Consider the following 12,675-nt stretch of genomic DNA (forward strand, 5'->3'; position numbering starts at 1 on the left):
CTTAACCTGCCCGTATCTGATGAGGTATTGCGTGCCGGCGAGGCGGCTTGATGTGGAATTAAGACTGAGTCTTTTTGGGGTAAAACGCTCGATCGATCTGAACCGCTTCGCCCGTTATCGCAACGCTGCGGTGGTGTTGGTCTCGGCGTTGCTGGTGATCCCGTTGGTGCTGTTCTTGCTGCGACCTGCCGCCGTTGCGGACTTGGCTCACGGCAATGTGACTGGTGCACAGGCGTTGATGACCGGGTGGGCCAAGGGCGACCTGATCGTTCTGGTGCGCCACGTCGAGCGCTGCGATCACTCCACGGCGCCTTGCCTGGTTGGCAACGATGGCATTACCGAGCGCTCGCGCAGTGTCGCCATGGGTGTCGGTGCGCATTTCCAGAACCTGGGTCTGGACAAGGCCGATATCTACAACAGCCCGATCCTGCGTACGGCGCAGACCGCCAACTTCATGTTCAACAAGGTCGGCACGGGTGAAGACTGGCTGATCGGTTGCCGGGGCACCATGCTGCGCGACGCATTGGCGCACAAAGTGGCCGGACGTAACCTGATTCTGGTGACCCACAGCGAATGCATGGACCAAATGGAAAAAGACCTCCATTTGCCGACTTCGACCCTGGGTTACGGGGCTTCTTTGTTTATCTCCGCCGAAACGTCGCAGACTCCGCGCATGCTTGGCTTTATCGAAGCATCGGATTGGCCGACGGTGACGACCCGTTGAATTTCACCATCCCTTTGAATCAGGACTGAGCATGCAGACCGCTTCCCGCTTTTACTGGGTGAATTTTGGTATTCCGCTGGCCTGCGCGGTCGCGGTGTTCCTGATGCTCGACATGACCGGCATCGACATCGCCTTCAACAATTACTTTTTTGATCCGGTGACGCAGACGTACCCGTTGGACCAGGTCCATCTGTTCGAAAAAATCACCCACAAATGGGCGCGGATCATTCCGAACTGGACCGGAGAAATGGCGATTATCGGTGCCTTGCTGTCGTTTCTCTGGCCGCGCCTGAAGGCTGAAAAGCACTCGAAAATCATCGCCTTCCTGGAAAAAATCAAAGTCGCACCGGTGCTGCGCTTTGCCAATCGCCATCGACGCGACTTTCTCTACGTGGTGTTCGCGTTCGCCATCAGCACCGGGGTCATTCACTACCTCAAGGGCCACACCAGTGTGTATTGCCCGATCGAGACGACCCTGTACGGCGGCAAAATGGAGCACATCGAGTGGTATGAAAATTTCGACCTGTTGAAAGTCGCCGGTGAGGGGCGCTGCTGGCCGGGCGGACATGCATCGGGCGGTTTCACCATGCTGGCGTTGTACTTCGTGGCTCGCCGTTATCGCTGGCGCTATTCGAAAGCGATCATGTACGGCTCGCTGACCCTCGGTTTCATCTATGGCACCACACGGGTATTGCAAGGGTGGCACTACATGTCCCACACCTTCTGGGCCGGGATCTTCGTATGGCTGGCGTGTTTACTAACGGCGCTGGCATTCTACGGGCGAGCGAGGCTGGAACAGCCGGTGCTCTCCAAAGCGCAACAACCGGTGGCGGCGACTCAGATCCAGGCAGCGAATTGAGTTGGTGTTGAACCGCAAAACCCGCATCTCGAAAGGGGTGCGGGTTTTTTGTTGCTCGCGGAAACCTTCAGTGAGTCTCGAATTGCGAATTCGCAGACAAAAAAAAGCCCGCGGGAGGGCGGGCAAACCGTAGTTTCTTGAATGAGCGAGTGCAATGTACAGGCAGTAACGCAACCGTGGGGTGAAGAAAAATTCATCTGGATCAAAGCCTTGTACCAGAGCTTGCGGCATAGCTACGGCAAATGATCCGCGGCAAAGTCTGCTTCCGACCGGTTTGTCTGTCAGGCATCGACTCGACGCCACTACCTGGAAACAAGGAGGTTCGGGCCGGTGCCCATATTGCAACCATGCACATAGCGGCATTGCGCGACTATCCATGTGACCCTATCGTCAGATTTCACCTGCCACAAAGTGCTTTTGTGAGTTGTGGGCGTACGATGTAACTCACGTTTTCGCTGAATGCATGGGGGAGCGACCGAAGCGACCGAACGATGTTGAATTGGAGAAAAGTCATGATTCGCAAGCACTACTTGAAAGCCCTGGCGACGCTGCTCATCGCCGCTGGCGTGCAGTGGGTGACGCTACCCGTCTACGCGACCGAGCAGGGTGAACAGCGGCGTGAAGCTCGCGATACCAGGCAGGAAGGGCGATCCACTGCCCGGCAAACCAAGGATGAATGCAGAAAGGGCAATGACAAGAGCAACGTGGAATGTCGCCAGGACAAGCGCAGCACCAAGCAGGATACCCGTCGCACAGCTCGGGATATCAAGTACTGATCGTTGGTGTGGGTCCTGTTTCAGACGGTTGCAGGGCTAGCGATACAGCCAGAAACAACAAAGCCCGCACTGGGCGGGCTTCGTTGGTGTCTCAATTGGTGGAGCCGGGGGGATTTGAACCCCCGTCCGCCAGTACTCCGCTGTCGGTACTACATGCGTAGCCGTGTCTATTAAGTTAACCCTCAGCGACCCGACGGGCAGGGTGCTTTGGGCGAGTTGTGTAAGTTTTAGCCGCTTCGTCCACAACGTACTGCACGGCGATTCTGTTCTATATGACAATCACTTTGGGTTTACAGACATCCCCTGGTGATTGCTGGACCCGAAGGTACCAGAAGCTCAGGGCTAAGGCTGCTTACGCAGCGAGAGCGAATTCCTGGCCGTAGTTATCGTCATTGGCAACTATAAGTAGTTGCAACAGTGGATTTACGAGTTCTGTTACCAACTCGGCATGCACCTAAAGTTTCGCAACCGGCGTCGAATCCTAAACGGCCCCGAGCCTGATGCTCTGTGAATCAAGTGAGCAGCAGGCATATACAGTGTACGTCATCACGCCCCGGAAGGCCAACCTGAAGGTTGGCCACCACAGATCATGGGTTTGGTTGGGTGCTCTGTCTGTCAGCGAGCGCCAATGCCTGGGTGGCCTCGGTGACGCATTTTTTGTCGTCTCCGGAGGCTTGTGAGGCTTCGGCGCTGGACATCAGTCTTTTGATCTCCATCGTAGTGTTTGCGGAGTTCGCCGGCAGCGCATTCACTTTGCCTTTGAGCTCTTGCAGCTTGCTCGTACAGAGGTTGTTGTCCGCAGCAAATACAGGAGAGGCCAGCATGGCAGCAGCAATGAACAGGCCAGCGAGTGTGGTGCGTTTCATGGGTATCTCCTTGAGCTGATGGTCTCGGTGCTGTCGTATGAGTAGACGGGCAAGCCGAGCCCGAAAAGTCCGCCCGATCTGATGGGGCCTACCTCAAAGACTACGATTCAACGCAAGAATTCGGTTTTTGCAGAAAACCTGTCGAGCTTTTCCAGCGATGGGGGGGCGGTTACACATTTCCAGACCCCAGATGCAACAAAACCCGCAACTGGCAGGTTTTGGTTTGCTTCGTATCGGGCACGGCCGGGCTTTGAGCTCCCGGCTGCCAGTACTCCGTTGTTGATGTACGCCAACGCGGCCCGAAAGGCCAACCCGAAGGTTGGCCTTGAGCCGAGTTACTTGGCGCCTTTTTTCGAGTCGGTGACGGCCTTGATAATGTCGTTGGTCTCGGCGATGCAATCATCAATGCCTTCCTTGGTGCCTTTTGCCTGGTCGGCTTTGGCTTGCTCGACGGAGGCTTTTACCTGGTCAGTCATTTCCGGAGGAATCTGTGCCTTGCCGTTTTCGATGGTTTTCAGGTTGACCGCGCAAAGGTCTTCAGCGGCAAATGAAGTGGAAGCCAGCATGGAAGCAGTAACGAACAGACCTAACAGCACAGAACGATTCATGTGTTTCTCCTTGAACTGATGGCCAGGCATTGTTGGCCATCAAATCGGTCTACCGAGTGTTGGGAAAGTCCCGCATTGGCGGGACTTGATCAGTGGACTGCGGCGACACGTCAGGGTTCTGTTTTTCTGTGTTGATGCCCACAAGAAACGACTAGACAGGCGCCTGAATGCGCCTTTCTTGAGGCCTCGTCATCAGGTCACCCTGGCCTGGGTAACGCGGTCCACCAGATAGACTAGTCCGTGGTAGTCGATTCCGCCGTGTTGTGTTAGGCCAATCTCGCAGGTACGGCTGGTGGAAATCCCCTCGCTGCACTGCTGCACCGCATCCTTGAGCGTGCGCAGCGAATGGGCGTTCAGCTCTGGCGTGGTGAAGCCCTTGTCGCCGGCGAAGCCGCAGCAGTGAATACCTTCGGGAATGACCACGTTTTTGCTGCACTTGCGCGCCAGGTCGATCAACGCCTGGCTTTCCCCGAGGTGTTGGGTGCTGCAGGTTACGTGCACGGCAATCGGCGCCTCCTGAGGCGTGAAGTCCAGGCGATCCATCAGGTGTGTGCGGATGAAGCGCACCGGGTCGTACAGGTCCAAACGGACTTCCCCGAGGTCTTGAACCAGGCGCAAGGTGCAGGGGCTGGTGTCGCAGTAGATCGGGTCGAGCCCGCCACGGCTGGCGTGGAGCAGGGCGCCGATCAGTTCCTGTCGTTTGTGCTCGGCTTGCTCGGCGTAGCCTTTGGAGGCGAATGGCTGACCGCAGCACAGGTTGTCGAGGTTGTCCGGGAACACCACCTGGTAGCCGGCCTTTTCCAGCAGGCCTCGGGTCTTGTCGTGCAGCGACATTTGCTCCGTATCGCCCGCTGCCGGGCCCATGGCGCGGGATACACAGGCCGCCAGATAGACCACGCGCGGGCGCGCGTCCGTCACCGTCGGGCTGAAGCGAATCGGCCGTTCAGGCTGGGGCATGGCGTTGCTCCATTGCGGGACCTGACCCTTGGACAGGCGCGTCAACGTCGCCGACAACTTCGCCAATCTTGGCGCCCCCAGTAACATCCGCGCACCATTGGCCACGTGCAGGGTGAAGCGTGCACCTTGCAGTGCCGTAGCGAAATGTCCTTCAAGCCAGTTAGCGGTTTTCGTATGCGTCGCCTTCCGGCTGCGCAGCTTTTTCACCAGCTCGCCGGTATTGATGCCTACAGGGCAACGTTGTGCGCACAGGCCGGTGGCGGCGCAGGTATCGATGCCTTGATAGTCGAAGGCGGCTTCGAGTTCGGACGTATCGATGCCCGCGAGTTTCTTTGCCTGAATGTCGCGCCAGATCACGATGCGCTGACGCGGACTCAGGGTCAGGCCTTTTGACGGGCAGACCGGTTCGCAGAAGCCGCATTCGATGCACTTGTCCACAATCTCGTCAGCCGCGGGCAAGGGCTTGAGGTGCTTGAGGTGGATCTGTGGATCTTCGCTGAGCACCACGTCCGGGTTGAGAATGCCATTGGGGTCGAGCAGTCGTTTGAGCTGCCACATCAACTGGTAGGCATCGCTGCCCCATTCCAGTTCAACGAACGGCGCCATGTTGCGTCCGGTGCCGTGTTCAGCCTTCAGCGAACCGCCGAACTCCACCGCCACCAGTTGCGCCACGTCGTCCATGAACGCCTGATAGCGTGCGACTTCTTCCGGGCTGTTGAAGCCTTGGGTGAAGACGAAGTGCAGATTGCCTTCCAGGGCGTGTCCGAAAAGGATCGCTTCGTCGTAGTGATGTTTGTCGAACAGCTCGATCAGGCGGTTGACGCCGATGGCCAGTTGTTCGACCGGGAAGGTGACGTCTTCGATGATCACCGTGGTGCCGGTCTTGCGCACGGCGCCGACGGCGGGGAAGGTGTCCTTGCGGATGGCCCAGAGACGGGCGTTTTCCTGCGGGTCTTCGGTGAAGTCGACCTGCTTTTCCACCGGGAACGCCTTGAGCGACGCCATGATCTGCGCCAGTTGCTCATGCAGCAAAGTGGACGACGCGGCGCGGGATTCGATCAATAGTGCACAGGCATTGTTCGACAGGTGCTGTACGAAAGCGGGCATGCCGGGTTTGTTCTGTACCGAGCGCAGGCTGCGCCGGTCCAGCAGTTCCACGGCCGACACTGGTTGGCTTTTCAGCACAGACACTGCATTGCAGCAGGTCTCGACATCTGGGAACACAATCAGGGCCGAGGCCTTGTTCGGGTGGTCGATCACGGTGTCGTAGGTCACGGCACTGATGAACCCGAGTGTGCCTTCGGAGCCCACTAGCAAGTGGCTCAAGATATCCACAGGCTCGTCGAAATCCACCAGGGCATTGAGCGACAGGCCGGTGGTATTTTTCAGGCGGTATTTGTGGCGAATTTTCGCAGCCAGCTCGGTATTTGCGCGGGTCTCGCGGCCCAGGATCGCCAAGCGTTCCAGCAGCGCGGCGTGGCTTTGGCGAAACGCCGTGACGCTGGCGGCATCCTCGGTGTCGAGACGACTGCCATCGGCCAGCACCAGACGAATGCCGGCCAGGGTGTGATAGGTGTTTTGCGCGGTGCCGCAGCACATGCCGCTGGCATTGTTGGCGACGATCCCGCCGATCTTGCAGGCGTTGATCGAGGCCGGGTCCGGACCGATCTTGCGTCCGAACGGTGCCAGCCAGGCGTTGGCCTGGGCGCCGATCACCCCCGGTTGCAGGCGGATTTGCGTGCCTTGGCCGCGGATCTCACGACCGTTCCAGTTATCCCCCAGCACGATCAGTACCGAGTCGCTGATCGCTTGGCCGGACAGACTGGTACCGGCGGCGCGGAAAGTCACCGGCACCTGATCCCGTTGCGCCAGTTGCAGCAGTGCCACCACTTCGTCTTCGGACTCGACGCGGATCACCAGTTGCGGAATCAAACGATAGAAGCTGGCGTCGGTGCCGAAGGCCAGGGTCGACAGCGGGTCGTCGAAACGTCGCTCTTGGGGAATCAGTTGCTGTGCGTCACGCAGGAAAGCGGCCGGTAGACTCATTGGTCCTCCAGGATCAGTACCACCAGGTCTTTTGGACCGTGTGCGCCGTACGCCAGCACTTGCTCGATGTCGGCGGTCTTCGACGGGCCAGACACCAGCAACGCGTTGGTCGGCATGCCCTGGGCCCATTCGAATTCCTGTTGCACCTGATAGAAGTTGTTGCGGATTTCACTGGCCTTGAGCAGGGCGAAATGCACCGGTGGCGCCAGGCTCATCAGGCGCGGTTCTTCCCGGGTCGGCCAGAGAATAAGGCTGCCCGTGGCAGCGATGGCGCCGAGGGTTCCAGTGATGCTCGCCGGGGTGTCGTTGAACAGCTCGGCTTTCCATTCTTCAACCGGGCGGTCGTAGGCTTTCAGCATTGGCAGGCCGGGACTATTCGCCCAGTGCTGCGTGATCCGTTGACCGTGGGGCGTTGTCGGTGCGATCAGCAGGCTTGGCAACTGGCGGTCCAGCAGCAACTGCGCGAGTAGCGTCGGCCACTCTTGGCCGGACGTCAGATGAATTTCCGTGTGCACCGCTTCCATCAATTTGCGCAGCTGCGCAATGCGCTGCTCTGGCGCGTAGGTGTAAGGCTGGGTCACCAGATCGACATCGAAGTTGTCGGCCACCGGCGTTGTGCCTGTCAGGCTTTTACGCAGTTTGGCGAGGATATTTTGTTTGGCGCTCATCGGCGGTCTCCCTGTTTGGCCAAATGTTCGCGGGCCATGTCATGCAATGAGCGGGCAGCGGGTTTCGGTGCGCTGTGGTTTTGCGTCCACGGGCCGACATTGCTCGGCGTAAGGGCGCGCAAACGGGTGGCAAAGAAACCGAACAGGCGATAGAGCGTCGGCGAACTGTTGAGCTTGGCCCAGGCGTTCCAGATGAACCGCTCCTTGCGCGAATACTTGCTGCCCTGGCCGCGCATCACTTGATGGGGGCTGTCCGGGGCCTTGACGTTTTCTTCCCGCAGGCGCCGCAGCAAAGCAGGGATCGGGATTTTCACCGGGCAGACTTCACCGCAGGCGCCGCACAGCGACGAGGCGCTCGGGTGATCCGGGACTTTCGCCAGGCCGACCATGTGCGGGGTGATGATTTTTCCGATAGGCCCGGGGTAAACCTCCCCATAGGCATGACCGCCGATTCGGGTGTACACCGGGCAATGATTCATACAGGCGCCGCAGCGAATGCAGTTCAGGGTCTGGCGCAATTCGCTGTCGGCAAAGGCCTGGCTGCGGCCGTTATCGAGCAGTACGAGGTGCACTTCCTGTGGGCCGTCGAGTTCATGTTCCTTGCGTGGACCGGAGATCATGTTGACGTAGGTGGTGATCGGAATGCCCAAGGCTGAACGGGTCAGCAGCGACAGCAACGGCACCACATCACGCAGGTTTTCCACGACTTTTTCGATACCGGTGACGGCGATGTGCACGGGTGGCACCGTGGTGGTCATGCGACCGTTGCCTTCGTTTTCCACCAGCAGCAGGGTGCCGGTTTCGGCCACGGCGAAGTTGACGCCGGAGACGCCGATGTCCGCTTCGAAGAATTTCTGCCGCAGGACTCTGCGACCGATCTGAATGAGTTGGTCTACGTCCTTGGTGTATTCCACGCCAAGTTTGTCGTGGAACAAGGACGCGACCTGACCGGCGTTCTTGTGGATTGCCGGCATGATTATGTGTGAAGGCTTCTCGTGGTCGAGCTGGACGATGTACTCGCCCATGTCCGATTCCAGGCATTCAATGCCCTGTTCAGCGAGGACATGGTTCATCTCCATCTCTTCGCTGACCATCGATTTGCCCTTGATCACTTGCCGCCCCTCGTGAGCGCGGATGATCGAGAGGACGATGCCATTGGCCTCGTCCACCGTTTCCGCCCAGTGCACTGTCACACCGTTGCGGGTCAGGTTCTGTTCCAGTTGCTCGAGCAGGTCGGGCAACTTGGAGAGCGCGCGGGCACGGATTGCATTGCCCAGTGCGCGCAAGTGTTCTCTTTCATGGGCATCGCTGAAAGCGGCTGCCCGTTTGGTCATCAGTGAATCCATCGCCTTGCGAAAGTTGCTTCGCAATTGCGGGTCACCCAGTGCGTTGTGGGCGCGGGTGCGGAAATCTTCTTCTACGGCAACCGTAGGAATAATCGTCGAGGTGCTCATTTCACACCTCCGGTTCGCTGCCAGAGGAAGCTGGCCAGATGCTGACCGCGCAACGCTTCCTGCTGTTTTTCCAGCGAGCCGTTGATGTTCATCAAACAGCCGCAGTCGGCACTCAATACCTTGTGCGCGCCGGACTCCTTCAGCGCCCGGGTCTTGTCAGCCACCATCGCGCCGGAAATGTCTGGCATACGGACGCTGAATGTCCCACCAAAGCCACAGCATTCACTTTCGTGATCGTGGTTGACCCGCTCCACATTGCTCAACTGCGCCAACAACTCGCGGCCGTGCAGGTGGGTGTTCATTTCACGGCGTGCCGAGCACGAGGTGTGCAGCGCCACTTTCACGGGCTCGCCGCCGTCCTTGAGCTGCACCTTGCAGACAAACAACAGGAACTCGGCCAGCTCGTAGGTTCTGGCCGCCAGGGCCTGGACCTGTTTCAACGTGTCCGGCTCGTCCTTGAACAGGTCGGCGTAATGTTCGCGCAGCATGCCTGCACAAGAGCCTGACGGCACCACCACCGGATAGTCGCCGGCAAACAGCGCCAGTTGCGAGCGCGCCACGGTCCGTGCCTGCTCGGTGTAACCCGAGGTGTAGGCCGGTTGTCCGCAGCAGCTTTGCCCTTGCGGGTATTCGACACGAATGCCTTCGCGCTCCAGCAGGTGGATCGCATCCATCCCGGCTTCCGGGTAGAACAAATCGACCACGCAGGTCCCGAACAGGTAGACCCGTGAAGGTTTCTCGCTGGGGTACTGCCGAGGCTCGGGCAGTGGCGGGGCGACACGGGTCGCATTCGGCACGGCGTTGTAAAAAAGCTCGCTCATCAGGCGGTCTCCGGGTGGTCCCGGTTATTCGTCTGTTGAGGCTGCTGAATATAGAGCCGGTAGCTTTCAGCAGCCTTACAGACCGGGGTGTGAATAGCGGACGCCGGGGGCGTGGCCCGGCGTCGGTTTTTATCGTGTTGCTTGTAGCCCTTATTGCACCAGCATGCCGGTGAACCAGTAGGCCTGGGCCAACGTGATCAAGCCGACAATCGTTGCAAAGAATAGGCTGTGCTTGAGGGTGAAGCGGAACAGATCCGATTCTTTACCCACCAAGCCGGTCGCGGCGCAGGCCACGGCGATCGATTGTGGCGAGATCATTTTGCCGGTCACGCCACCACTGGTGTTCGCCGCCACCAGCAAGGTGTCGTTGACGCCGATCTGGTGCGCAGTGGTCGCTTGCAGCGAACTGAACAGCGCGTTGGACGAGGTATCGGAACCGGTGAGGAACACGCCCAGCCAGCCGAGGAACGGCGAGAAGAACGGGAACGCTGCACCGGTGCCCGCCAACACCAGGGCCATGGTCGAAGACATGCCCGAGTAGTTGGTGACGAAGGCAAACGCCAGCACCATGCCGATGGACAGGATTGGCCAGCGCAGTTCGTAGAAGGTCTCTTTAAAAGTGGTCAGACCAGTTTTGATATTGATCTTCAGCACCAGCATCGAGATCAGGGCCGAGAAGAAAATCGCCGTGCCGGTGGCGGAAATCGGGTCCAGTTTGAACACTGCCGGAAGGGCGGTTGGCGCGACTACGATCGGTGCGACCTTGATCACCATCTGGTCCAGGTGCGGGATGGCGAAGTTGAATACGAAGCTGTACATCGAGCCGCCGGCGGCGAACATCGCCTTGAACGGCTTCAGGGTCCAGATGGTAACCAGTACGGTCAGGATCAGGAACGGCGACCATGCCTTGAAGATTTCCCCAAGGCTGTAGGGCGAAGCCACGGTGGTGCGCTTCTGGCCGAAACCACCGACGCTGGCGCTTACCACTGAGGCCGAGACAGCGCCGACGATGTGTTGGCCGGCGGCGCGTTTTGGTTGCCAGACTTTCAGGAACAGGGTCAGGGAAATCAGGCTGGCCAGGGCCGAGGTGATGTCCGGCAGTTCCGGGCCGATGAAGTTCGAGGTGAAGTACTGGGTGACGGCAAAGCTCAAGCCGGCCACCAGCGCTGCCGGCCACGTTTCCCGCACGCCGCGCAGGCCGTCCATCATGAACACCAGCCAGAACGGCACGAACAGCGACAGCAACGGCAGTTGGCGGCCGGTCATGGCGCCGATCTTGAACGCGTCGATACCGGTCACTTGCCCGGCAACGATGATCGGAATGCCCAGGGCGCCGAAGGCCACCGGCGCGGTGTTGGCGATCAGGCACAGGCCGGCGGCGTACAGCGGGTTGAAGCCAAGTCCTACCAGTAGCGCAGCGGTAATCGCCACGGGTGCGCCAAAACCGGCTGCACCTTCGAGGAAGGCGCCGAAGCAGAAACCGATCAGCAGAACCTGCAGGCGCTGGTCATCGGTGATCGACAGAACCGAACTGCGGATGACTTCAAACTGCCCGCTCTTGACCGTCAGTTTGTAGAGGAACACCGCTGCCACGATGATCCAGGCGATCGGCCACAGGCCATAAGCGAAGCCATACCCGGCGGCGGCGAACGCCATATCGACCGGCATCTGGAAGGCGAAGATCGCCACCAGGATCGATAAAGCCAGGGTGATGCTGCCGGCCACATGTCCTTTGAGGCGGAACACGGCCAAAGCCAGGAAGAAAAATACGATGGGGATGACGGCGGCGAGTGCGGACAAGCCGAGGCTGCCAAGCGGGGTATAGAGCTGTTGCCAGGTTTGCATATGGGGTGGCCCCTAATTGTTGTTGGTCAGGCACTGATCAGCGTTCTTGGATAATTGGTAAGACCAATTTACAATCGCTGTTGGCTAGGGTAAAAGCCTTGTAGGCGGTGTGTCAATTTGCCGCCCTAAAACTTTTGTCGAATGCAAAGTCCGCAGGTCGCCTGCCTGGTAAGACCAAATGCGTTGTGGCAGGTGCTGGCGCGGCGCCGATAGGCCAGAATAGAGCCCCGGCGAGCCGTCGGATCGTGGAGTAATCGAGTTATGGGGTTTGATCAGATTCGTCAGCGCCGTTTGTCTGACGATATTGTCGAGCAGCTTGAGGGCATGATCCTCGAGGGCACGCTGAGAGCGGGTGAGCGCTTGCCGGCCGAACGTGCGTTGGCCGAACAATTTGGCGTGTCACGCCCTTCGTTGCGCGAAGCCATTCAGAAGCTGACCGCCAAAGGCCTGCTGGTCAGTCGCCAGGGCGGCGGCAACTATGTGGTGGAGTCGCTGGGTAGCACCTTCAGCGATCCCTTGTTGCAGCTGCTGGAAAGCAACCCCGAGGCACAGCGCGATCTGCTGGAGTTTCGGCATACGCTGGAAGCGTCTTGCGCCTACTACGCGGCGTTGCGTGCCACTGATGTGGATCGCGAACGACTGACCGCGGCATTCAACGAGTTACAGGACTGCTATTCGCGTCACGAAGAGGTGAGTCGTGCCGAAGAGGGTGCGGCGGACGCAAGCTTTCACCTGGCGATCGCCGAGGCCAGCCACAATGCTGTGCTGCTTCACACCATTCGCGGGCTGTTCGACCTGCTCAAGCGCAACGTGGTGACCAACATCGGTGGCATGTACAAGCAGCGCACTGAAACCCGCGACATGCTGATCACGCAGCATCGAGAGTTGTATCAGGCGATTATCGAAGGGCGGGCGGAGCAGGCGCGGGAGGTTTCCAGTCGACACATTCTGTATGTGCAGGAGGTACTGGAGGAGGTGCGTCAGGAAGTGCAGCGCGTGGCCCGGGCGGAACGGCGCAAGGGGATGTAGCCAGTCGGTTCCATATCGTTTG

Annotated in this window: 11 protein-coding genes and 1 other RNA gene; 4 read left to right on the forward strand and 8 right to left on the reverse strand. The window is 59.2% G+C overall.

Going from position 1 to position 12,675, the window contains the following annotated elements:
• The first annotated feature begins 52 nt into the window (after positions 1–52).
• The 3 genes from pmrG (at position 53) to PSJE_RS13295 (ending at position 2,359) form a co-directional block, all read left to right on the forward strand.
• Positions 53–724 (forward strand): lipopolysaccharide core heptose(II)-phosphate phosphatase PmrG, encoded by a 672-nt coding sequence (pmrG, locus tag PSJE_RS13285; RefSeq protein ID WP_090453008.1) that lies wholly within the window; start codon positions 53–55, stop codon positions 722–724.
• A gap of 31 nt (positions 725–755) precedes the next feature.
• Positions 756–1,583, forward strand: a complete 828-nt coding sequence (locus tag PSJE_RS13290) for a phosphatase PAP2 family protein (protein WP_090453010.1) — start codon at positions 756–758, stop codon at positions 1,581–1,583.
• Between the two features lie 512 nt (positions 1,584–2,095).
• Positions 2,096–2,359, forward strand: a complete 264-nt coding sequence (locus PSJE_RS13295; RefSeq protein WP_008047515.1) for a hypothetical protein — start codon at positions 2,096–2,098, stop codon at positions 2,357–2,359.
• A gap of 96 nt (positions 2,360–2,455) precedes the next feature.
• Here the strand turns inward: PSJE_RS13295 and ssrA are convergent.
• The 8 genes from ssrA to PSJE_RS13335 all read right to left on the reverse strand — a co-directional run bounded on the left by ssrA (position 2,456) and on the right by PSJE_RS13335 (position 11,624).
• Positions 2,456–2,852, reverse strand: a transfer-messenger RNA (tmRNA) gene (ssrA, locus tag PSJE_RS13300).
• A gap of 94 nt (positions 2,853–2,946) precedes the next feature.
• Positions 2,947–3,225, reverse strand: a complete 279-nt coding sequence (locus PSJE_RS13305; protein ID WP_057716496.1) for a hypothetical protein — start codon at positions 3,223–3,225, stop codon at positions 2,947–2,949.
• 335 nt (positions 3,226–3,560) lie between these two features.
• Complete coding sequence (locus PSJE_RS13310; protein WP_090453013.1) at positions 3,561–3,833, reverse strand: hypothetical protein; 273 nt, start codon at positions 3,831–3,833, stop codon at positions 3,561–3,563.
• Positions 3,834–4,025: 192 nt separating this feature from the next.
• Positions 4,026–6,836, reverse strand: coding sequence for an FAD-binding and (Fe-S)-binding domain-containing protein (locus PSJE_RS13315; protein ID WP_090453015.1), 2,811 nt, complete (start codon positions 6,834–6,836; stop codon positions 4,026–4,028).
• A complete protein-coding gene (locus PSJE_RS13320) occupies positions 6,833–7,504 on the reverse strand; it encodes a LutC/YkgG family protein (protein ID WP_090453017.1) in 672 nt (223 codons plus the stop codon). Before PSJE_RS13320 ends, PSJE_RS13315 begins: the two co-directional genes overlap by 4 nt.
• A complete protein-coding gene (locus PSJE_RS13325) occupies positions 7,501–8,958 on the reverse strand; it encodes a LutB/LldF family L-lactate oxidation iron-sulfur protein (RefSeq protein ID WP_090453019.1) in 1,458 nt (485 codons plus the stop codon). The genes PSJE_RS13320 and PSJE_RS13325 overlap by 4 nt, the downstream gene beginning before the upstream one ends.
• Positions 8,955–9,779 carry a (Fe-S)-binding protein gene (locus PSJE_RS13330; protein ID WP_057716491.1) on the reverse strand — a complete coding sequence of 275 codons (825 nt, stop codon included), beginning with the start codon at positions 9,777–9,779 and terminating at the stop codon, positions 8,955–8,957. Before PSJE_RS13330 ends, PSJE_RS13325 begins: the two co-directional genes overlap by 4 nt.
• A gap of 150 nt (positions 9,780–9,929) precedes the next feature.
• Positions 9,930–11,624, reverse strand: coding sequence for a lactate permease LctP family transporter (locus PSJE_RS13335; RefSeq protein ID WP_090453021.1), 1,695 nt, complete (start codon positions 11,622–11,624; stop codon positions 9,930–9,932).
• A gap of 261 nt (positions 11,625–11,885) precedes the next feature.
• Here PSJE_RS13335 and PSJE_RS13340 point away from each other — a divergent pair, with 261 nt between their 5' ends.
• Positions 11,886–12,653 carry a GntR family transcriptional regulator gene (locus PSJE_RS13340; protein ID WP_090453023.1) on the forward strand — a complete coding sequence of 256 codons (768 nt, stop codon included), beginning with the start codon at positions 11,886–11,888 and terminating at the stop codon, positions 12,651–12,653.
• The last annotated feature ends 22 nt before the right edge of the window (positions 12,654–12,675 follow it).

It is taken from the genome of Pseudomonas jessenii, assembly GCF_002236115.1.
Taxonomy (GTDB): Bacteria; Pseudomonadota; Gammaproteobacteria; order Pseudomonadales; family Pseudomonadaceae; genus Aquipseudomonas; species Aquipseudomonas jessenii.